22 protein-coding genes are annotated in these 21,208 nt (G+C 44.4%); 15 read left to right on the top strand and 7 right to left on the bottom strand.

Going from position 1 to position 21,208, the window contains the following annotated elements; all coding sequences use genetic code 11:
• Positions 1-38: 38 nt before the first annotated feature.
• The 4 genes from DWX28_RS03705 to DWX28_RS03690 all read left to right on the top strand — a co-directional run bounded on the left by DWX28_RS03705 (position 39) and on the right by DWX28_RS03690 (position 4,249).
• Positions 39-767, top strand: coding sequence for a Crp/Fnr family transcriptional regulator (locus tag DWX28_RS03705; RefSeq protein ID WP_022214122.1), 729 nt, complete (start codon positions 39-41; stop codon positions 765-767).
• A gap of 68 nt (positions 768-835) precedes the next feature.
• The gene (locus DWX28_RS03700) at positions 836-1,495 is read left to right on the top strand and encodes a response regulator transcription factor (protein WP_118251867.1); all 660 of its coding nucleotides are present in this window, start codon (positions 836-838) and stop codon (positions 1,493-1,495) included.
• Between the two features lie 2 nt (positions 1,496-1,497).
• Positions 1,498-2,757 carry a sensor histidine kinase gene (locus DWX28_RS03695; protein WP_118251866.1) on the top strand — a complete coding sequence of 420 codons (1,260 nt, stop codon included), beginning with the start codon at positions 1,498-1,500 and terminating at the stop codon, positions 2,755-2,757.
• A gap of 109 nt (positions 2,758-2,866) precedes the next feature.
• Positions 2,867-4,249, top strand: a complete 1,383-nt coding sequence (locus tag DWX28_RS03690; protein ID WP_118251865.1) for a DUF6034 family protein — start codon at positions 2,867-2,869, stop codon at positions 4,247-4,249.
• 319 nt (positions 4,250-4,568) lie between these two features.
• On the opposite strand, the gene DWX28_RS03680 is transcribed toward DWX28_RS03690, so the two are convergent.
• Positions 4,569-5,306, bottom strand: a complete 738-nt coding sequence (locus DWX28_RS03680) for a copper homeostasis protein CutC (protein WP_118251864.1) — start codon at positions 5,304-5,306, stop codon at positions 4,569-4,571.
• 187 nt (positions 5,307-5,493) lie between these two features.
• On the opposite strand from DWX28_RS03680, the gene DWX28_RS03675 reads away from it, so the two are divergent.
• Positions 5,494-5,982, top strand: a complete 489-nt coding sequence (locus DWX28_RS03675; protein WP_118251863.1) for an ureidoglycolate lyase — start codon at positions 5,494-5,496, stop codon at positions 5,980-5,982.
• A 36-nt stretch (positions 5,983-6,018) separates the two neighbouring features.
• Here DWX28_RS03675 and DWX28_RS03670 read toward each other — a convergent pair whose 3' ends face one another.
• The 3 genes from DWX28_RS03670 to DWX28_RS03660 all read right to left on the bottom strand — a co-directional run bounded on the left by DWX28_RS03670 (position 6,019) and on the right by DWX28_RS03660 (position 10,351).
• Positions 6,019-7,419 carry a sodium-dependent transporter gene (locus DWX28_RS03670; RefSeq protein WP_118251862.1) on the bottom strand — a complete coding sequence of 467 codons (1,401 nt, stop codon included), beginning with the start codon at positions 7,417-7,419 and terminating at the stop codon, positions 6,019-6,021.
• Positions 7,420-7,555: 136 nt separating this feature from the next.
• Entirely contained in the window at positions 7,556-8,716 is a 1,161-nt protein-coding gene (locus DWX28_RS03665) for a YibE/F family protein (RefSeq protein ID WP_118251861.1), read from the bottom strand.
• A 15-nt stretch (positions 8,717-8,731) separates the two neighbouring features.
• Entirely contained in the window at positions 8,732-10,351 is a 1,620-nt protein-coding gene (locus DWX28_RS03660; RefSeq protein WP_118251860.1) for a purple acid phosphatase family protein, read from the bottom strand.
• A 352-nt stretch (positions 10,352-10,703) separates the two neighbouring features.
• On the opposite strand from DWX28_RS03660, the gene DWX28_RS03655 reads away from it, so the two are divergent.
• The 4 genes from DWX28_RS03655 to DWX28_RS03640 all read left to right on the top strand — a co-directional run bounded on the left by DWX28_RS03655 (position 10,704) and on the right by DWX28_RS03640 (position 12,913).
• On the top strand, positions 10,704-11,111 hold the full coding sequence (locus DWX28_RS03655; protein WP_118251859.1) for a DUF5300 family protein: 408 nt from the start codon (positions 10,704-10,706) through the stop codon (positions 11,109-11,111).
• Positions 11,112-11,231: 120 nt separating this feature from the next.
• Positions 11,232-11,936 carry an HAD family hydrolase gene (locus tag DWX28_RS03650; RefSeq protein ID WP_118251858.1) on the top strand — a complete coding sequence of 235 codons (705 nt, stop codon included), beginning with the start codon at positions 11,232-11,234 and terminating at the stop codon, positions 11,934-11,936.
• Positions 11,937-11,972: 36 nt separating this feature from the next.
• Positions 11,973-12,392 (top strand): SseB family protein, encoded by a 420-nt coding sequence (locus tag DWX28_RS03645; protein ID WP_118251857.1) that lies wholly within the window; start codon positions 11,973-11,975, stop codon positions 12,390-12,392.
• A 62-nt stretch (positions 12,393-12,454) separates the two neighbouring features.
• A complete protein-coding gene (locus DWX28_RS03640; RefSeq protein WP_022214109.1) occupies positions 12,455-12,913 on the top strand; it encodes a ferritin-like domain-containing protein in 459 nt (152 codons plus the stop codon).
• 62 nt (positions 12,914-12,975) lie between these two features.
• Here the strand turns inward: DWX28_RS03640 and DWX28_RS03635 are convergent, their stop codons facing one another.
• Entirely contained in the window at positions 12,976-13,938 is a 963-nt protein-coding gene (locus DWX28_RS03635) for an aldo/keto reductase (RefSeq protein ID WP_022214108.1), read from the bottom strand.
• Positions 13,939-14,158: 220 nt separating this feature from the next.
• Here DWX28_RS03635 and DWX28_RS03630 point away from each other — a divergent pair, with 220 nt between their 5' ends.
• The 6 genes from DWX28_RS03630 (at position 14,159) to DWX28_RS03605 (ending at position 19,958) form a co-directional block, all read left to right on the top strand.
• Entirely contained in the window at positions 14,159-15,022 is an 864-nt protein-coding gene (locus tag DWX28_RS03630; RefSeq protein WP_022214107.1) for a substrate-binding domain-containing protein, read from the top strand.
• 83 nt (positions 15,023-15,105) lie between these two features.
• The gene (gene pstC, locus DWX28_RS03625; protein WP_022214106.1) at positions 15,106-15,963 is read left to right on the top strand and encodes a phosphate ABC transporter permease subunit PstC; all 858 of its coding nucleotides are present in this window, start codon (positions 15,106-15,108) and stop codon (positions 15,961-15,963) included.
• A complete protein-coding gene (gene pstA, locus DWX28_RS03620) occupies positions 15,953-16,858 on the top strand; it encodes a phosphate ABC transporter permease PstA (protein WP_199611791.1) in 906 nt (301 codons plus the stop codon). The genes pstC and pstA overlap by 11 nt, the downstream gene beginning before the upstream one ends.
• Before the next feature lie 6 nt (positions 16,859-16,864).
• The gene (gene pstB, locus DWX28_RS03615; protein ID WP_118251856.1) at positions 16,865-17,623 is read left to right on the top strand and encodes a phosphate ABC transporter ATP-binding protein PstB; all 759 of its coding nucleotides are present in this window, start codon (positions 16,865-16,867) and stop codon (positions 17,621-17,623) included.
• Between the two features lie 2 nt (positions 17,624-17,625).
• Positions 17,626-18,288: a phosphate signaling complex protein PhoU gene (gene phoU / locus DWX28_RS03610; protein ID WP_118251855.1), complete on the top strand. Its 663-nt coding sequence runs from the start codon at positions 17,626-17,628 to the stop codon at positions 18,286-18,288.
• A complete protein-coding gene (locus DWX28_RS03605) occupies positions 18,285-19,958 on the top strand; it encodes a sensor histidine kinase (RefSeq protein ID WP_118251854.1) in 1,674 nt (557 codons plus the stop codon). The genes phoU and DWX28_RS03605 overlap by 4 nt, the downstream gene beginning before the upstream one ends.
• 50 nt (positions 19,959-20,008) lie before the next feature.
• Here the strand turns inward: DWX28_RS03605 and DWX28_RS03600 are convergent, their stop codons facing one another.
• Together DWX28_RS03600 and DWX28_RS03595 are read right to left on the bottom strand one after the other, a co-directional pair.
• Complete coding sequence (locus DWX28_RS03600) at positions 20,009-20,197, bottom strand: hypothetical protein (RefSeq protein WP_022214101.1); 189 nt, start codon at positions 20,195-20,197, stop codon at positions 20,009-20,011.
• Positions 20,197-21,057, bottom strand: coding sequence for a class I SAM-dependent methyltransferase (locus DWX28_RS03595; protein WP_118251883.1), 861 nt, complete (start codon positions 21,055-21,057; stop codon positions 20,197-20,199). The genes DWX28_RS03600 and DWX28_RS03595 overlap by 1 nt, the downstream gene beginning before the upstream one ends.
• Positions 21,058-21,208: the final 151 nt, after the last annotated feature.

Raw genomic sequence — 21,208 nt, 5'->3', positions numbered from 1 at the left:
CAAACACCGTCCCTGTGGCTCTGATTGGAGAAAAGAACATGGGAGAACGGTATTTATATCAAAAGTGTCCTTTTTTGAAAGCCTTAAGCCAGGAAAAGAGGGAGCAGTTTGAAATATATTTTCGAACTGCTCCTGACTGGCTTATTGATTCACTGGTCGTAGAAAAAATAAAAAAAGGGACAACATTTATCAGAGAAAACAATCCGGCAGACACGATCTATTTTATCGTAGAGGGACTGATCGTAGCCACAGATTATCGCGTGCTTGGAGTCAGCTACGATTTTATGCAGTTCCAAAAAATGTATGCATTTGGCGGAATGGAATTCATCATGGACCTGGATGTGTACAAAACATCACTTCGAACTGTGACCGACAGTATTGCGGTGAAGATTTCAAGAGCAATGTTCGAGAAGTGGATGTATTCAGATATAAAGGCTTTGAAATACGAAAGCAAGTTGATAGGCGAATATCTGCTGGAACAGGCAAGAAATGAGCGCATCGTTCTCCTGATGAAAGGGACGGATCGTTTATGTCTGCTGCTTGTTTACCATTATGAGCAATATCAGAAAGATGGAATTCTTTGTGTAAAAGAAGGCCAGAAGAGCCTGGCAGATAAAACCGGAATGTGTCTGAAAAGCATAAACCGCGCAGTCAAAACACTTTCAGAACAAGGCCTGATCCGGAAACAGGGAAACAAAATCCTGGTGGAAAAACGACAGTACGAAGAAATGAAAGCACTGATCTCTGAGAAAACGGATATAGGATAGAATGCCATGTAGACGTAGGATGCAAAAAAAGCTATACTGTAGAAAAAGTACCAGAGGTGGCTGCGGGAATGAAAAATAAAATTTTGGTGATTGAGGATGACCGTGCAATTTCAGAATTGTTGTGTATGAATCTGGAAGCGGCAGGGTATGAGACTGTGGCAGCTTATGATGGGGAAGAAGCTCAGCGGCTGCTCTTATGGCATGAGGATGCAGATCTGGCAGTGGTGGATATCATGCTGCCGGGGAAAGACGGGTTTGCACTGATGGAGGATTTTAAAAGGAGGAATCTTCCGGTAATCTACCTGACCGCAAAGGATGATGTTGCGTCCAAGGTAAAGGGATTAAGGCTGGGTGCAGAAGATTATATGGTAAAGCCATTTGAGATGCTGGAACTTCTGGTACGCATGGAGAAAGTGTTGGAGAGGACCGGAAGAGCCAGAAAAATATTGACGATCCGAAATATTATGGTGGATGTGCAAAGTCACCAGGTTTTAAAGGATGGAATTCCGGTAGGTTTGAAACCAATGGAATACGACCTCTTTGTGCTGCTACTCCAAAATAAAAACATTGCGCTTGGAAGGGAAGAACTGTTGAAACGGGTCTGGGGAGAAGACTATCTGGGAGAAAGTAGAACAGTAGATGTTCATATCGGACAGCTTAGAAAAAAACTGGAACTTTATGACGAGATCAAGACAATCCCGAAGCTTGGATATCGTCTGGAGGAATAGGTATGAAGCTGTGGAAACGGACAGTACTTCTTATGCTGGTAACTTTATTGTGCGCGCTGATCCCGGTGGGCGCACTAAGCGTTTTTGTCACAGGAAAACGAAGTTTAAATAATGCCGCTGAGACATACGGGAGACAATTGGAAAATGGGAAGGCGCTACTGGAACAATTTTGGGATAACAGCAAATATGAACAGATGTCAGAGACCGGAAAGAAAGCCTATATGGGATTTCAGTTTCAACGATGCTGTGGAGCTGGCATGGCGTTGATCGATAAGAAAAGCAATGCTGCTATTGAAAATCTGACAGATTATGAAGTTGTAGGAATTGAAAATCTGGGCTTGAAGAATGAAAATGATCCATATGCTTACAAGATACAGAAATTGGGGAAGAAGTACCTTCTTCTTCAAAAAGTGGCTTTATCTAAACCAGAAGGATATGATGTCCTCTCTGTCCGGGAAGTCACGGAACTCTTTACAGAGTTGAGGCAGACAGCGGTCTGGTTTGCGGGTATCTATATGGCAGTGTTTCTGATTGCCGGTCTTTTTATTTACATGATGATGAAAAGGACTGTGGAACGGATGGAGAAACTGCAGGAGGTGGCAGAGAAACAGGAACTGCTTATGGGAGCACTTTCCCATGAAATGAGAACACCGTTAACATCCATTATTGGTTATTCAGATACCCTGCGTCATGTAAAGCTAAAAGACGAACAGAAAGATCGGGCACTGGAACACATTAACCGTGAGGGGAAACGTCTGGAGGCTCTTTCGGGGAAAATGCTACAGTTGCTGGGACTTTATCAGAACCACACCATACAGATGGAAATGACTCCGGCAGGGGACCTTTTAAATCATGTCATTGATATGGAAAAGGAACAGGCAGAGAAGAAAAAGGTGCAGCTAAAAATGGAATATGAAGCATTTTCCATGAAGATGGATCCTGCCTTGATGGAAAGCCTTCTGGTAAACCTGATCGATAATGCCCTAAAGGCCACGGATGCCGGCGGAAGTATTCTGGTAAAGGCATATGAAACATCTGGAAAAAAGATATTTGAGGTGTCTGATACAGGAATAGGAATTCCGAAGGAAGAACTGGGAAAGATCACAGATGCCTTTTATATGGTGGACAAATCACGAAGCCGTAAAGAAGGCGGCTCCGGGCTTGGACTGGCACTTTGTGTGAAGGTGGCAGAGATCCATGGTGGAAAGCTGAAGATTGAAAGCCAGCCAGGAGAGGGGACAACGGTAAGGGTTGTCTTCTGATTTACAAGTTGTTTACATTTTGATGAATACATTAGAAAGGCAATATGGTACTCTTTTCCTACAAGAAGAGGGTACCTTTTTAATATGGATAAGAAAGGATGGGGAAGTGATGAAAAAAATAAAAATGTTCATGGGAGCCGTTCTGTGTATGAATCTTTTAGTGGTATCAGGATGTGACAGTGTTGTCCAGTCTGCTGTTGTGGAAGAAAAGGATAAAACAGACCAGAAAAAAGAAGAAAACAAGGAAACAGTTCAGAAAACAGTTGCAGAACAGGTAGGGGCACCGGAAACTTATCAGGCAACGATCCAGGCAGACTTAAGATCAGCGGAGCGGGAGGATAAAGAAAATCCGATGAAGTTTACTTTGACAGCGGATGCACCGGTAAAAGTGCCAGATGTAGATGCAATCTGTTTAAAAAAAGTAAAGAGAGTGCTGATTTCTGAAGAGGAACAGAATAAGATAAAAGACACATTCGGCAAAGGACAGCCCGTGCAGGAAGAGAACAATGAGAATGAACAGGCAGGGACGTATACAGTAGATGGACTGACCTATCGGTACTCTTATACAAAGAGTGAACAGGAATCTGATGTGGAGGAACTTGGATTTCGGATCGCAAAGTTTATCTTTGACGATTGTGGAGATATGACCCTGGCACCGAGTGAGAAAAAAGAAAGGGAAGAACGTTTTCAAAATTATATAAAAGCAGGAAGCGGCAAAGTGTCTGAAAAAGAAGCAAAAGATAAGGTACCAAGTCTTGTTTCCGGGGACTGGGAGATATTTGAAAGCTTCTCAAAAAAACTTACCGAAGGAAGTACTACTTTGGAAAAAGATGATTTTATTTTTGAACGGATGATAGACGGGATCCCGGTTAATTATGTGAGAGAGACATCTTTGCCTGTTAATGAGCAGGCTCTCGAATGGGAAAACGAAGATGGAACACTTCATGAAGGACAGTCCGAAGGATGGGAGAGTGAAGTACTGACGATGGATTTTTGCAGTGGGACAATTCAGAGCTTTTTACACAGAAATCCTATTGAAACATCGAATATTTCAGATGAAGGGCTGTTTTTACTTCCTTTTGATGAGATTAAAGACATTTTTGAAAAAACGATCACATTGCAGATCATGACAGAAGACAAGAACAGACTGATTTCTGTCGATGGAGGAAGTGACTATCGTTATCCATCCATCGATGCACAGAGTGCGGAGATGACCATAACTAAGGTTCAGCTGGGCTATATGCGTATGCAGAGCGGAGACAATGACACAGAAGCAATCCTGATCCCGGTGTGGGATTTCTATGGAACATGGACATCCGAAGAACCGGAGTATGAGTATGGAAATGGAGCAGGGGATGGGCCTGTTATAGGAAACGTGACTATGGATGACGCTGGCGTTCCACTTCTTACGATCGATGCACGCGATGGCAGTGTGATACAAAGAGTGCAGGCTGGATGGGCTGTCTCTACGAAAAGCAAAGCTGCTACATGAAATGGACTATGAAAGTGAAAAAGTTATTTGTAGCATTTATGTTATGTGAAATAAAAACAAAACAAACAACAAAACAAAATTTCCTCTTGACCTAAAGTCAACTTCAGGTTGTAAACTATAATCAAACTTGAATTTCCGAAAGAACGTGCGGCACAGATTGCAGTACATACGGTGCGTGAGTTTTTGCAGCAGGAAATCAGCGTAAAGAAAGTAATCTTCAATGTCTTCAAAGACCTTGACCGTGAGATTTACGAGCATGCACTGGCAGAAAAATGAGTATTTTGGAATCTGACAGATTCTGGTAAAACATCGTAATCATCTACTTCCAGGAATCCAGAACAGCCCTCGCTTTCTGGATTTCTTTTGTGTTTGTGCGAAGGATTTCATACTCGGAAAATCCGGGCATTCCCATATTTACATGTGGATTACGGTACTTCATCTGACTTGGCAGAACTTTCTTTCCGGACATATGAAACGCAGTCAGACAGGAGTGTTCCAGCATGTAAGAAAGATTCTGAGAATTTATTCCTGCACCTGCCATGATATCAACATTTCCGGCATTTTGTTTCAGACGATTCAGAGTCTGAATACCATCAGGAGCAGAAGCAACTCCGCCGGAAGTAAGAATAGAAACAATGCCAAGTTTTCGGGCAGTTTCCAGTGTTTCATCCAGATCACGACACATATCAAAAGCACGATGTAGATTATATGGAGTACCTTTTCCTGCATCCATAATTCGATTTAATACCTCTGTATCAAGCTGTCCATCTGCGGTCAGGCATCCGATCACCAGAGCATCAGCACCGGCTTTGGAAAAAGCTTCCGCTTGTCGTGTCAGAATCTCAATCTCCTCTTCACTGTACAGAAAATCTCCGAATCGCGGACGGAGAAGCACATGGATCGGGATATTGATCTTTTCGCGTATTCTTTCGTATAAAGCAAGTGAGGGCGTGGTCCCGCCCACGATCAGGTCACCGCATAATTCAATGCGGTCAGCACCGCCAAGTTCTGCATTTACAGCGGATTCCACAGAGTCAACACAAACTTCTAGGATCATTTGAAGCCTCCTTTGTATGAGTAAATTTGTGAATAGCGTTTTAGGATATATTATAGATTATATCAACCGTAAAAGAATGCCGCAACTCAGTATTTACTTAACCTTGAGGACATGACAGTGCTATGCTATACTGAGTTTATTGAAATTATTAATGGGGTTTTTATTAAAAAAGAGGAGATTTTTTACAATGAGAGAAGTAAAAGCAGTCAAGATCAATGCAGCAGATTTTGCTCCATACGGAACATTCTGCAATATGACAGAACCGGAGGGATATCCATTATCAGGCGAGATCCATAAGTTTTATCCGGACCGTATTTCCGGAACCTGTGTAGGCAGTATCGCGTTTTCTCCGATCACAGTCCGCAAGGATGACAGGATTATCAAAATGGCAGAATATCACACAACCACGTGGGAAGGAATCGTAGCATTGGATGATGACATGATCATTCATGTAGCACCGGCATCTGGCGGTACACCAGTCCCGGAACTTGCCAAGGCATTCATCGTACCAAAGGGATGCATGGTCAAGATCAACGCAGCGATCTGGCACCTCTGTCCGCTTCCGTTGAATAATGATGAACTTCATGCAATGATTATTCTTCCGGAATGCACCTATGCAAACGATTGTACCGTCGTTGATTTCGAAGAAAAAGACTGGTTCAAGATTACTGTATAAAAAAGTCCTCCGGGTTTATTGCCCGGGGGACTTTTTTTAAAAGATCAGATCAGCAAATCCGGTAGATACCAGGAACAGAACCAGCATAACAACCGGTACAACATAACGGATCATAAAGCGATAAAGACCGGCACGTTTGAAGTGTTCTCCGTTTCGTTCCACCTCTCCTACGATCCAGTCCGGACCGATCACCCATCCGATCAGAATACTGGTCAGAAGTGAGATAAAAGGCATCAGGAAACTGTTGCTGATGTAGTCCATAACATCAAGAAGCTGTCCGACAGAACCGTTTGGAAGTTTCAGTTCGAAGTACAGTTTGTTGTATCCAAGACAGATCAGAACAGCCGTGATCAGGGAGTAAATACCGACAGCACCGCACATTTTTTTGCGCGGTTTGTGGTAAAGTTCCATGCAGTTTGCGACCAGAGTTTCCATGACAGAAACGCAGGAAGTCAGCGCAGCAAAACCCATCATCAGGAAAAATGCAATTGCTACCGGACGGCTAAAGATGCCCATGGCGTCGAATACTTTTGGCAGTGAGATAAAGATAAGGCTTGGTCCGGAAGCCATACCGTCTGTGCCAAGAAATACAAATACAGCCGGGATGATCATCATTCCTGCAAGAAAAGCAACACCAGTGTCAAAAATCTCAATCTGGTTTGTTGCCTTGTTCAGATTGACTTCATTTTTGACATAAGATCCGTAAGTGATCATGATCCCCATGGAAACACTTAAGGAAAAGAAAAGCTGGCTCATCGCATCCAGAAGGATTTCCAGGAAACGTTTTACAGTCAGTCCACTGAAATCAGGTTTTACATAAAAAGCAAGTCCCTGCAGTCCCGTGCGGACAGTTCCATCTGCATCGGTATGTGTCAGTGTCAGTGAAAAGATTGCAATGATCAGGATCAAAAGGATCAGCCCAGGCATGATGATCTTGGAAAATTTTTCAATTCCTTTTTCTACACCTCGGAAAACAATCCATGCAGTCAGTGCGAGAAAGACCAGCATAAATACGATCGGTGCAATGTCAGATGTGATAAATGATGTAAAATATCCATCCGCAGCGGCATCCGTTCCGTCAGAGATAATATAGGTAACAAAATATTTTGTGATCCATCCGCCGATGACAGAGTAATAGGTCATGATCAGTGTCGGCACAAGAAATGTCAGCTTACCAAGAAATTTCCATTTCGGATTGAGAGCTTCGAAGGCTCGGAGTGCATTTTTCTTTGTTTTTCGTCCGATCGCCACATCTGTTGTCAGCAGTACGAACCCAAAAGTCAGTACCAGAACAAGGTAGACCAGCAGAAATAATCCGCCGCCGTCCTTGGCACAGAGATATGGAAATCTCCAGATGTTTCCCACACCAACGGCACTTCCGGCAGCCGCCAGAACGAAGCCGATCGATCCGGAAAAACTACTTCCTTTTTCTTTCATTTTCGATTTTCCCCTCTACATAAAGTTTAATTAAGGGCCAGACAGATTCTGACCCAATGGTTCTATTTTAACGCCAATATTTATGTATGTAAATAGTAGAAGTAGAGAGTTTTTTATATAAAATATGGAAAAATGATCATACCTGCGAAACCGCTTCATTTTTATGAAACAGAACCGTACAGATCAGAACTGTCAGCGGAACGGAGAGCACGATGCCGAAGCTTCCGGCAAGGCCCTGCATGATCGCGATACCAATGTTATTGGAATTGATGATCTGCTGATAGGGAAGGTCATAGGCGTAATCCAGAAGAAGTGTGCTGACACTGCTTCCGGCGAATGCGAGGATCAGGGTGTTGCTGTCTGTTCCCATCATGTCCCTTCCGACACGCATGCCTGCTTTGAACAGTTCTTTTCGAGTCAGGGAATTGTTCTGTTTGTAGATCTCATCAATGGCACTGCTGATCGACATGGCGACATCCATAACTGCTCCGAGACACGAGATCAGGAGCCCGGAGAAAAGAAGTCCGCCTACCTGGATGCGGTTGGTATTCCAGAGAGTCATAAGTGTCTCGATATCAGATACATTGTAACCGGAAATCCCGGATGCTTTGCTGAAGCACCAGGCGGAAAGACCGGCCAGAACAACGCCTGCCAGTGTGCCAAGTGTCGCTGCGCAGGTCTTTTTTGTAGGACCGCCGATGAGGTACATAGTGACCAGTGTGGTGAGAAAACAGATAAAAACAGCGGCCCAGAACGGAGAAAAACGTAGATACACAAGCGGAAGATAGACAAAGATCACGCAGAAAAAAGTGAAGATCAGTCCAAGGCATCCTTTGATTCCCTGCTTGCCGCCAATGACGCACAATGCGAGAAGATAGAGCAGGGCAAAAATATAAATGACCCATTCTCGATCCTGAGAATAAACGCTGGCGATCGTGGTCTCGCCGGCAACACTCTGCATGACAACAACTTTCATTCCTACCGTGCACGCGGCGCCAAAAAGATAACCGGAGCTGCTGGTGACATCAAGTTTCTCACCTTTTCGTGCGCCGGTGAGCATTTTTACACGCACTTTCTGTTCACCGACACGGGTTCCATTGGAATTGAGATTATCCTGAAGGATTTCTGTGACTTCTGCTTTTTCAAATGTCTGACCTGTCCGGACGACCAGTTCTGTTTTTTCAACCTGATTAAGCTTGAAGACAAAAACAGCGAACACACAGACAAATAGTAAATAAATAAGATACCGGACCACTTTTTTTCTGGAAAGTAGTCCGGTAAAGCTGGTGTGAGTCATAGGATTTTGGAATCCTTAGTTTGCTGAGTCATCGGATTCCGTTTCAGCAGCATCTGTGGTGTCGGCAGATGTATCTGTACCGGATTTCTGGATTGTAAAGGTATCATCAATAGCTTCTGCTTTACCGTCATCAGTGATCTGATATGTATCAATGGAGAAGGAATCAGCAGTCATTGTGATCACGGAGTAGCTTGGAAGCCAGTTCTGGCTGCGGGCTGCAACATAGTCCTGCTGTGTGGAAAGCAACTCATAGTACTTGGAACCGGAAGCGGAGTTAGCTGTCATATAGAGGATACCCTGTGGATCTGTAACGGTATTTCCTTCTACATCTTCGATGGTATAGCAGTTGTTGTCCTCATGGAAAGCATCCAGAGCGGTCTGTGCGTCTGTATCGCCTTCTTCCGGAGCAAGTGCGATCTGGTCACCGGTATCTACATTTGTAGCGTGATCCCAGTCATAGTCTGTACCGTCTGCGTTCAGGCTAAACTCATATTTTCCGTGGGTCTGACCATCTCCGTAGAGCATTTTGGAACGGCTGTAAGTATGGTCGTGTCCCTGAAGAACAACGTCGATATCGTTTGCATCGAATACAGGAGTAAGCTGGGTACGGAGGATCATACCATCTGTATCGGAATGGTCAAGTCCGGAACCATAAATATCCTGATGGATGGTTACGATACGCCATTTTGCATCCGGGTAAGCTTTTACTGCCTCTTCGATGGTGTTCTGATGTTCTGCAACATTGTAGTTATTGGTGTTCAGAACGATGAAAAGTCCTTTGCCATAGCTGTAGTAGTAGTCGCCGCCAGCTGCTGTTTTGCCGTTTTCGGTATTATTCGGGTTATTGAAATGATAGGAATAATCAGGATTCAGGGAATCGTGGTTACCGATCGTTGTTGCTACAGGAAGAGATTTCAGAGCATCTGCACTCAGATAGGAAGCGTACTCTTCTTCTTTTGCCTCACCTGTTTTGTTTACCTGGTCACCTGCGGAGATAACGAAGTTCACATCCGGATTCTCGGAAAGAGCAGTATTGAGTGTACGGTTCCAGGAAAAACCATCGTTCTCAGCAGCAGTGTTGGCAGCACCGGATTCGTTTGTCAGTTCTGCGCCGTTCTGAGTCTGGCCTTTGGAAGCACCGATCTGCGGATCACCGACATAGAGCATTTTTACGGTATCTGTTTTCTGAGTTTTATATTCGCATACGTCTGTCTGCTGGCCATTTTTTTCTACTGTATAATAGTAGGTTGTTTCTGGTTCAAGACCAGTTACAGTTACGTGGTTATATTCATAGGCTTTGTCACCGGTAAGATCCTGATCTACATCACCGGCAGTACCTTCAAATGTTTCAAGGTTATCTTTATCAGTTCCAAAATGTACAGCAGGAGTGGCATCGCTGTCACCTTTTTCGCTGTACCATGCGAAGTTGAGCTGTGTATCATCAGCACCAGGGGTAAGGGAAACTTTTGTAAAATCAGCGGCTGTATCTGCCCAGTTTGCATCCCAGTCAGACCATCCGGAATCTGCACCGGTAACGCTGCTGTCTGTGTAATGTTCAGTGGAAGCGTAAACGGAAGGACATGCAGTTGTGATAGAGCAGAGAGCTAAAAAGCCGACGATCAATTTTCTTTTCATAATAATTTAAACTCCTTTAGCATAAGGGAAATATAGTAAAAATGTAATGAAACTGGAAAGATACACAGGCCTGATTGTTCGTTCACAGTTGACGCTGTGAAGTATAACACCGTAATTTTCAGAAAACAATAGCATTTACTGAGGTTTGACGGACATTTTACAGAATCTTAAAAATACTTCATGTTTTACGATTTTCGGTGATATTTGGTGTGGGATTTTGTCTATTTCGTGAATAGGAAAATGTTCTGTGAAGTGTTATGATAGTACATATAGCATGTATAATGATTTTTTGATTCAATACAAGTATCAATAAAACAAAAAATTAAAATAATAGAAGGAAAGATGAGTATTCATGAAGAAAAATTCAAAGATTTTAGCATTACTTCTGGCAGTTGCATTCATTGCTTTCTGTACAGTAAGTACAAGGGAATCCAAGGTCGTTCAGGCATTTGACACAGAAGCGTCTTACATCACGATCAAAAACAGTACAGCTTTTACCCTGGAAAATATACACGTAACCTACAATGGAGATAAAGAACTTGAGGTTGGAAACATCAGAACGAGCAGCTCTGAGACAGCAGAAATCCTTCCAGATGACAGACGAATCACAGAAGTAAAGATTTCTGGAGAGATCTTTAATGGAAAGGAATTCAGCGGTACATTCAGTGGACTTGTAAACAATGATACTCTTCTGACAGTAGATATGGACGAAGATTTTTCCCTGTTTGTAACATCCAATATTGATAATTTTGATTATTGATTTAGAAAGGAGCTGACGCTTCAACGATTAAAAAATCGTGAAGCGCCAGCTCTTTTTTTTCTTGGAAACATAGAGGATATATGTTATGGTAAATGTAAAAAAGTCAAGAGGAAAGACAATATGAACCATGAGATAAAAGTCCTCTTTCTGGACATTGACAATACGCTGCTGGATTTTGACGCGGGGGCTGCGTGGGGGATGGAGCAATGTTTTCAGAAGGCAGGACTGGAATACAGAACGGAAATGTTTTCTGTTTTTACAGAGGAAAATAACAAGATCTGGCAGAAGATTGAGCGTAGAGAACTGACAATGGATAATCTCTTTTATGTGCGCTGGCAGGCGATCCTTGCACATCTTGGATTGCAGGCGGATGGTGTAGAGATGGAAAAAGAATTCCGCAGACTGCTTCATCTGACCGCCGTTCCGGTAGAAGGTGCGAAAGAAATTCTGGAATATCTATATAAAAAGGATTACTTCTTATGTGCCGCAAGTAATGGCCCTTATGATCAGCAGATCAACCGTCTCAGAAGTGCAGATATGCTCAGATATTTTTCGCATTGTTTTGTATCAGAAAAGATTGGTGCAGACAAACCGGGAAAGCAGTTTTTTGATGGATGCATGAAAGAATTTTCCGGAATTCATCCATCAGAATGTATGATGATCGGAGATTCTCTGACAGCAGATATTGCCGGTGGACAGGCATATGGAATGTCCACATGCTGGTTTGTGCACTCTGGGGATAAGTCCATGAATACGAGAGAGAATGGTGGAAAAGTGGCAGATCACATCATTTACAAACTGGAAGAATTAAAAAATATTTTGTAACTACCAGGTAATTATATAAAAAGAAGGAAAAGAAACATGAACAACAACACAGACAAAGGCTTACAGGGCAACGAAAAAATAGAAGAGGCAATTGCAGGGCTTCAAAAGGAAACCACGCAGGAGATGCTGGCGCATGCTCTTACCGTGATCCGCCGCCGAATGAAAGAAGGCGGTCAGCTCATCATCGCGGTAGAACCGCCAAAAGGCGGCGACCAGATCCGTCTGGAAGCGATCAAAACAGATGATGGCAGAAACTGGTGGGCAGCATTTACCAGCTTTGAAGAAGAACTGAAAGGCGGCGGCAGCGTCAAATCCACATTTCTGACGGACATCGACAAATTGTTTGAGACCGCACTCCGGACCGATGGAATCGAAGGTGTGATCCTCAACCCATGGAACCGCACGATCATGCTGGATAAGCTTCTTATTAAAATTATCCTTGGAAAAAACGCATAAAATCCCCCACCACAGCAGATACTGTCATCGTATTGCAAAATGAAAGAGAGGAAGCAGATACGATGATATTAAAAGAAAAAGAACGCACAACGATCCAGGATCTACAGACACAGGAAAAAAGCTGTATTGAGAAATACGGAAGATATGCACAGCAGGCCAAAGATCCTGAACTGAAAAATCTTTTCCAGACGCTGCAGCAGAAGGAGAGAGAGCATTACGATTCACTGGAACGTGTACTGAACGGCGAAGTGCCGCAGTGCAACTGCAACGACAGTGACGGAAGAGATTACCAGCCAAAAGCAACCTACACAGCCATGAGTTCCCCGGAGGACAAACAGCAGGATGCTTTTCTGGCAACAGACTGTATTGCAACAGAGAAACTGGTATCAGGAGAATATAATTCAGAAGTTTTTGCTTTCGGTGACAGCGGCGTGCGTAAGCTGCTTGCTGATATCCAGGTAGAAGAACAGAATCACGCAGAAATGCTGTATAAGTACAAAACAGTAAACGGTATGGTCTGAAATAAAAGAACAGAGCCCGCAGTTCAGAAGAGAATGGAACTGCGGGCTTTCTTTCTATATTATTATACTTCCGGATAATATTCTTTAAGGAATGGAATAGAGAAGGTTTCCATTGCTTCCCTGAGGTCCTCTGCATTTCTCGGTCCATAGAGCGGCAGGCAGGTGAAATCACGGCAGGTGAGATAACCAAGGACTGCCTGTGTAAGAGAAATCTGGTATTCCTCCATCAGTCCGTGGAGCCCTTCAGCAGCCTTAAGATTCTCAGAAGTGTAGTATTCAGAATTTCTCACAGCATCAGCCCCGCCTGCATATAATTTGTGGAAAAATCCACTGCAAACGGACATATACGGCATAGCCAGATTCTGCGGATTTTCGACATGATATTGCTGCATTTCCTGATTCATGACAGCCAGGGTATCATCTGCGAGCGGACGCATGGAAGCAGAACCAATGTTGAACAGAGCTTCGTTTGCGACAAATCCACGATATCCTTTGGAAGCGGCGTAAGCATCTGCTTCTTTCATGCGGGCAGTGCTCCAGTTAGAGCATGCGTAGTAGCGGATTTTGCCTTCTTTGCGGAATTCTTCCATGATCTCGATCAGTTCTCCGGCAGGAATCGCCTCATTATCTCTGTGATAAAAATAAATATCAATATAATCTGTACCAAGTGCAGTAAGAGAAAGTTCCAGATCCTTACGCATATTTTCGGCAGAAATCCTGGAAGCGTGCATATCCGGGACAGAGGGAGTCATATCCGGATGACCGCCCTTGGAGAGAAGGACGATGTCGTGACGCTTTCCACTCTGGCGGAGCCACTGACCAAGGACACGTTCGCTGCGTCCGATCTCAGATGGGATCCAGTCAGAATATACACGGGCAGTATCGTAAACAGTACCACCCATATCAAGAAAAGCATCAAAAATCCTGAAAGCATCCTCGCCATCCCATTTGATCCCGGCATTCACACATCCCATTCCCATAGGTGAAAGTTCAAGGTCTGTGTTCATAATCGTTATTTTTCTCATAATAATAAGTACCTTTCCTGTTATTTCATTAAAAGTAGAATCAGATATAGCTTCATTATAACGATATTTGAGATGCAGGTCAAAGATTTTTACCCGGAGCTTTTTACAAAGATTTTACAAGGTTACGATTTTGCATTTTACTTTGCGTTCATATAATTGCAGTTGTCAATGAGGAAAACAAAAAATTAAATAAAGCAAAATAAAGAGGAGATTTATTATTATGAAGAAAAAATTTCTCGCAATCGTAACAGCAGCACTTATTGGAACAACCGCATTTGCATCTGTAGCAAGCGCAGCAAGCGGAACAATTGATGTAATTTCCCGTGAAGACGGTTCAGGTACAAGAGGAGCATTTATCGAACTGTTTGGAATTGAAGAAAAACAGGGCGATGAAAAAGTAGATATGACAACAGAGGATGCAAGCATCACAAACAGCACTTCCGTTATGATGACAACAGTAGCTGGCGATGAGAATGCGATCGGATATATTTCCCTTGGTTCTCTGAATGACACAGTAAAAGCAGTCAAGATCGACGGTGCAGAAGCATCCGCAGAAAACGTTGCAAACGATACATACAAAGTATCCCGTCCGTTCAATATCATAACAACTGACAGCCTCAGCGATGCAGCTCAGGATTTCGAAAACTACATCATGAGCTCTGACGGACAGCAGATCGTAGAAGACAACGGATACATCAAAGTAGCAGATGATGCAGCAGCTTACGAGCAGAGCGATGCAGAAGGTAAAGTTGTTGTAGCTGGTTCTTCTTCTGTAACACCGGTTATGGAAAAACTGAAAGAAGCATACGAAAAAGCAAACGGCGGAAAGATCACTGTAGAAGTACAGCAGAGCGATTCCACAACGGGTATCACATCCGCAGCAGAAGGAATCTGCGACATCGGTATGGCATCCCGTGACCTCAAAGATGAAGAGACAAGCGAAAACCTTACAGCAACTGAGATCGCAAGAGACGGTATCGCAGTTGTAGTAAACACTTCAAACGATATTGATGATCTGACCAGTGATCAGGTGAAATCCATCTTTACAGGTGAAACCACCACTTGGGAAGACCTGGCTAAGTAAGACAGAAGATACAGAGTGACAGAACAGAGGCTCGGTTTGCCGGGCTTCTTGTATGTTTATTTAGGAGAGAGGAAGAGTCCTGTATGAATAAATTTAAAGAACAGGCTATGAAAGTCGTATTTATGGTCGCAGCCTGTGCATCCGTTCTGGCAGTATTTCTGATCTGTCTGTTCCTGTTTGCGAACGGACTTCCTGCCATCGCAAAGATCGGACCAGTGAAGTTCCTTCTTGGAACAACCTGGAAACCATCCAACGATAAATTCGGAATTTTCCCGATGATCATCGCCAGCATTTATGTAACAGGCGGAGCAATCCTGATCGGTGTTCCGATCGCATTGTTTACATCCGTGTTCATGGCACGCTACTGTCCACAAAAAATTTACCGGCCGCTGAAATCAGGAATTGAACTGATGGCAGGTGTTCCATCCATCGTATATGGTTTCTTCGGTCTGGTACTGATGGTACCGCTGATCCGAAACACCTTCGGTGGAACAGGAACAAGCTGGCTGGCAGCGTCCCTTCTTCTGGCGATCATGATCCTTCCGACGATCATTGGACCTACAGAATCTGCACTCAGAAGTGTACCGGAAAGCTATTATGAAGGCTCCCTGGCACTGGGTGCAACAAAAGAAAGAAGCATCTTTATGGTCATGCTCCCGGCAGCAAAATCCGGTATTCTCGCAGCAGTTGTCCTTGGAATCGGACGTGCGATCGGTGAGACAATGGCGGTCATCATGGTAGCCGGAAACCAGGCAAGAATGCCTGCAGGACTGCTCAAAGGACTTCGAACAATGACTGCAAATATCGTAACAGAAATGGGTTATGCGACAGGCCTTCACAGAGAAGCACTGATCGCAACAGGAGTGGTACTTTTTGTATTCATTCTGATCATCAACCTGAGTCTTTCTCTGCTGAACAGGAGGTCAGAACATGCAAACTAATGCAGCAGCAATAGATCCGACGGTGGAAAATATGAAAAAAAGAAATCAGACATCAACAGCGGACCGTATCCGTTCCTACCTGCGTCATCCAGGCTCAGGAGTGCTTGCACTTCTCACTGTAGGAGCAGCAATCGTTACTTTTTCCGTGCTGATCTTCCTGGTGGCATACATCCTTGTCAAAGGTATTCCATATCTGACACCAAGCCTTTTCAGCCTGGAATATACTTCTGATAATGTTTCTCTGATGCCGTCTCTGATAAATACCTTTATCATGACTGCTTTATCCCTCGTGATTGCCGCACCGCTTGGAATCTTCGCAGCAATCTACCTGGTAGAATATGCAAAAAAAGGAAACAAACTGATACAGATCATCCGTATCACAGCCGAGACACTTTCCGGTATTCCGTCTATCGTATTTGGTCTGTTTGGTATGCTGTTTTTTGTAACAGCACTCCACTGGGGAATGTCACTCCTGGCAGGCGCATGTACCCTGGTCATCATGGTGCTTCCACTTATCATGCGTACTTCTGAAGAAGCATTAAAAGCTGTTCCGGACTCCTACAGAGAGGCAAGTTTCGGACTTGGAGCAGGTAAACTTCGTACTATTTTTACGATCGTACTTCCTTCCGCAGTACCGGGAATCCTTGCCGGTATCATTCTTGCAATTGGACGTATCATTGGTGAAACAGCAGCACTCCTCTATACTTCAGGAACGGTTGCACAGGTTCCGAATCTGATGGGATCCGGACGTACACTGGCACTTCATATGTATGTACTTTCCAGCGAAGGTCTTCATATGAACCAGGCATCTGCGACAGCAGTTGTGATTCTCTTATTTGTACTGCTCATCAACGGTTTATCCGGTATGGTGGCAAAATGTATCGCGAAAGGATAACAGAAAATGAGTGATAATATTAAACTTTCAATCGAAGATATGAACCTTTTTTATGGAAATTTTCATGCGCTGAAAGACATCAATATGCATATTCCGGAAAAAGAAATTACTGCTTTTATCGGACCGAGTGGATGTGGTAAATCCACACTTCTGAAGTCTCTGAACCGTATGAATGACCTTGTAGAAGGATGTAAGATCACCGGAAGAGTAGAGCTTGACGGCGAAGATATCTACGGTGATATGGATGTCAATGTTCTCCGTAAAAGAGTCGGAATGGTATTCCAGAAGCCGAATCCGTTTCCGATGAGCATTTACGATAACATTGCATATGGACCGAGAACACACGGGATCCGTTCCAAGGCAAAACTGGATGAGATCGTTGAAAAATCTCTCCGTGACGCTGCAATCTGGGACGAAGTAAAAGACAGATTAAAGAAAAGTGCCCTCGGAATGTCCGGTGGACAGCAGCAGAGACTCTGCATTGCAAGAGCACTGGCAGTACAGCCGGAAGTCCTTTTGATGGATGAGCCGACCTCCGCACTCGACCCGATCTCCACATCCAAGATCGAGGAACTTGCAATGGAACTGAAGGGCGATTATACGATCGTGATCGTTACTCATAACATGCAGCAGGCAACTCGAATTTCTGACAAAACAGCTTTCTTCCTTCTGGGAGAAGTGGTAGAATTTAATGATACAGATACCTTGTTTTCTATGCCGAAGGATAAAAGAACCGAGGATTATATTACAGGGAGGTTTGGTTGATCATGGCAACACATTTCGAACGGCAGCTTGAAGAACTTCATGTACAGATGATCACAATGGGAAGTCTCTGTGAGAAGGTGATCTCACTTTCAAACAGAGCGATCCGTGGCGAGAACTGTATCAGAGAGATCTTCGATACAGACAGAGAAATCGATACAAAAGAGCGAGAGATCGAGAATCACTGCATGCGTATTTTGCTTCACCAGCAGCCTGTGGCAAGAGATCTGCGAGAGGTTTCAGCAGTACTCAAAATGATCTCAGACATGGAGCGTATCGGAGACCAGGCGGCGGATATCGCTGATCTTTCTCAGTTTATCGAGACGAATCATGTGGAGGTTCCGGAACTGATCGGAAAGATGGCAGAAATGACTGTCCGCATGGTGACAGAAAGCGTCGATGCGTTTGTAAAAAAAGATCTGAAACTCTGCCGCAAAGTCATTGATGATGATGACCAGGTAGATGACGCTTTTAATCAGGTCAAGGAAGAACTGGCGACACTGATGTACCAGAATCTGGATGCAAAAGCAGGACTTGATCTCCTTATGACGGCCAAATATATGGAGCGTATCGGAGACCATGCGGTGAATATCGCAGAATGGGTTGAATATGCGATCACTGGCAGCCACAGAAACAATGAACATCAAATGGGAGGAAACCAGGCTTGACAAAAAAGATATTCAGATCAACTGTCCTGGCTTCAGCAATGATCCTGATACTGGGAAGTGCCTTTGTACTGGGCGTTTTGTATCAATATTTTGGAAAGCAGTTAGATGGGGAGCTCGAGAAAGAAGCTTCCTATCTGGCGTATGGGGTAGAACAAAGCGGCGTTGATTATCTGGAACAGATAAAGCAGAAAGACGCCCGTATTACCTATATGGATGCGTCAGGAACGGTACTTTATGACAGCCAGGCAGATGCATCTTCCATGGAAAACCACAACGATCGTAAAGAAGTTCAGGAAGCACTGGAAAATGGGAGCGGATATGCGGAACGAATGTCAAAGACACTGTCTGAAAAGACAGTTTATTATGCGTTAAAGCTTACCAATGGTTCTGTCCTTCGTGTGGCAGGCACACAGTCTTCTGTCTTTGCACTGATGCTTCAGCTTGTTCCCCCGGTTCTTTGTATTGCAGTCATAATGTTGTTCCTTGCAGGATTCGCAGCGGCGCGTATGTCTGCAAATATCGTTAAACCGATCAACGAACTGGATCTGGATCACCCGGAAGAAAACCAGATCTATGAGGAAGTGGGTCCGCTCCTCAGCAGGATCCATAAGCAGAACCGCCAGATCCAGACACAGCTTGAAACGGCACGCCGAAACCAGGAAGAATTCCAGATCATCACCGAAAACATGCAGGAAGGACTGCTGGTCATTGATGCATATACGATCATTCTTTCTGGGAATTCCAGTGTATGGAGAATGTTCCAGGTACGGGAACCAAAGACAGGAGAAAGCGTTTATTCTCTTGACAGGAATGAGGATTTCCGCAAGGTGATCGAGGAAGTCCTGGGCGGTCGTCATGGCAGTGCGATGCTGCAGCTAGATGGCGAATATGTTCAGCTTATCGCCAATCCGGTATTCAGAGATACTAAAGTTGCAGGTGCAGTTCTGCTTCTTGTCAATGAAACCGAAAAGATGGAGAGGGAGAACCTGCGGAGAGAATTTTCTGCAAATGTATCACATGAACTCAAGACACCATTGACATCTATCTCTGGTTTTGCAGAGATCATAGAGGGCGGTCTGGTACAGGAAGAAGACATTCGGAAGTTTGCCGGAAGGATTTACCGGGAAGCACAGAGACTGATCCATCTTGTGGAAGATACCATCAAGATCTCACAGCTTGACGAGGGAGAAAACCCATATGAGTGGGAAAAAGTAGATGCATATGCCGTAGTAAAGAATGTCTGCGGAAACCTGAAAGAAATCGCAGCAAAGAAGAACGTACATCTCTTTATTGACGGCGAGAAACTGGTCTTCTGTACAGTTCGTCCGATACTGGAAGAAGTGATCTATAATTTGTGTGATAACGGAATCAAGTATAACAGAGATGACGGTACGGTAAGCATCCATCTGCAGGATCTTGGAGAAAGCGTAGAGATCCGCGTCAAAGACAACGGCATCGGAATCCCGAGAGAAGACCGCAGCAGAGTCTTCGAACGCTTCTATCGCGTAGACAAAAGCCACTCCAAATCCATCGGCGGCACTGGACTGGGCCTGTCGATCGTGAAACATGGCGTTACCTTCCTCGGCGGCACACTCAAGATGCTCAGCGAAGTTGGCAAAGGAACCGAGATCACCATGACCTTCCCGAAAGAACGCAAAACAAATTTATAAAAAACAGGAGATGCTGACGATCGATCATGTCAGCATCTCCTGTTGTGCTATTAGTAGCAATACGCGCCTTCGTAACGTCCACAGGCGTCTTTTTTGTGAGAAAGTTCTTTGCAGGAACTGCAGCGATCGCAGAATTCCTGCTCGTAACAGGTTGCACAGACACAGTTCCCACAACTGCTACGGTCATAAGCCGGAGTACAGGTGTAGGGAAGAGCGTCCTTGGATTTTTCTTCCTTCATTATTTCGCCTCCCAGCGTCCGGAAGCACCACATGGAAGTACCAGTCCGTTGGAGGTTACCGGAAGTCCGATCTCCTGGGAGTCAACATGTCCGTCGAAGTCTTTCAGCTCGGTTGCCAGCATATAAGTCAGTACGGCAGGAGCCAGACCTGTGGTGTAGGAGTTGATGAGGAAAAATAGCGGGTTCGGGCTTAAAAGTTTCACGCAGAGCTTGATCAGAGGATGGATCGCCTCCTCGATCTTCCAGATCTCACCCTTCGGTCCACGTCCGTAGGACGGCGGGTCCATGATGATCGCATCGTAGTGATTGCCACGACGGATCTCACGCTCCACAAATTTCACACAGTCGTCCACCAGCCAGCGGATCGGTGCGTCAGAAAGTCCGGAAGCGGCAGCGTTTTCCTTCGCCCAGTTGACCATTCCTTTGGAAGCGTCTACGTGGGTAACCTGTGCACCGGCAGCAGCGGCAGCCAGAGTTGCACCGCCTGTGTAGGCAAAAAGGTTCAGCACTTTGATCGGACGGCCTGCATTACGGATCTTGTCACCAAACCAATCCCAGTTGACAGCCTGCTCCGGGAAAAGTCCGGTGTGTTTGAAACTGAACGGTTTCAGATGGAAAGTAAGATCTTTGTAATGGAGATCCCACTGCTGAGGGAGGTCAAAGAATTCCCATTCACCGCCGCCTTTTTTGCTTCTGTGGTAGTGGGCGTTCATGTTTTTCCATCCACGGCTTACCTTCGGAGTGTCCCAGATAACCTGCGGATCCGGACGGACCAGAGTATATTTACCCCAGCGTTCCAGCTTTTCTCCACAGGAAGTGTCAATTACTTCGTATTCTTTCCAGTCATTTGCAATCCACATATATATGATAACCTTTCTTTTATTACATTTAAATAGAAACATTCAGGATATTCCTGCCTATTCAGTATAGGTGAAACAACGAAATTCTGCAAGTAAAACTGTGGCGTTTTGTGTATAAGCAGGGGACTTTATGCAGAATTCACACTTTATC

This window comes from Blautia sp. AF19-10LB (genome assembly GCF_003461245.1).
GTDB lineage: Bacteria > Bacillota > Clostridia > Lachnospirales > Lachnospiraceae > Blautia_A > Blautia_A intestinihominis.
This window is presented reverse-complemented; position numbering and strand designations above follow the sequence as displayed.